Below are 843 nucleotides of genomic sequence, written 5' to 3' on the forward strand. Positions count from 1 at the left end.
TTAGGGTCTGTTGACATTTCATAAAGGCAGCCAGAGATAAATACAAGCTAAGGCAACTGCGCTTCGAAAGTTTCGCTTTAGTTTATCAAACCGTGTAGCAATTCCTCGGAATTGCTTCAAACGGCAAAAAGCATTCTCGACTAAGTGTCTGATTTTATATAAATACCAGTCCATATGATCATTACTTGATCTTGTGTTTGATTTCTTCGGTATATTCGCTTTAGCACTTTTATTTTTAATCTGCTCTCTTAAGGTTTCAGAATCATAGCCTTTATCCATACAGACTATTTCAGTGTTAGTTAAATCTAATTGTTCGACTAAAATAGGGGCAACTTTGACATCATGGGTGGTTCCATCTGAAATAATAAATTCGATCGGGTTACCGTGAGAGTCAACAGCTAAGTGAATTTTAGAACTATTACTCCCAACACTTTTTGAAATATCCTGATCAAGGATTCCTGCTGAATGTTGGTGTGCTCTAACATGAGTAGCATCAATAAATATCCACTCATGATCAGCGTTCTCTGATAATATTTTAAATATTTTCATTAGCTTATCTTTATTAGACCAGCGACAGTACTTTTTAAAAATTGAGTTTGGATTACCAAAAACCTCGGGTAAATCTCTCCAAGGGCATCCTGTTCTAATACGATATAGGATTGCCTCAAAAAAATTTCTCAAATTTGATTTGAGATAAATATTAAAATTGCGGAGAATAGCTTTTAACTTAGACCAGTGTTGATCATTCAACATTGTACGAGGCATAGCGAGTAGTGAATTTGGTTTGGCGATTGAATTTTACTATCTCGCCATTTTTTATACAGCAAATGTCAACAGATCCTA

1 protein-coding gene is annotated in these 843 nt (G+C 35.0%); it reads right to left on the reverse strand.

Translation table 11 applies throughout. The features are described 5' to 3' along the window. Window positions 1-18 precede the first annotated feature (18 nt). Window positions 19-765: an IS5 family transposase gene (locus ACWQ4X_RS19715; RefSeq protein WP_457904678.1), complete on the reverse strand. Its 747-nt coding sequence runs from the start codon at window positions 763-765 to the stop codon at window positions 19-21. Window positions 766-843: the final 78 nt, after the last annotated feature.

This window comes from Acinetobacter sp. NigerLNRRAM0016 (genome assembly GCF_054112845.1).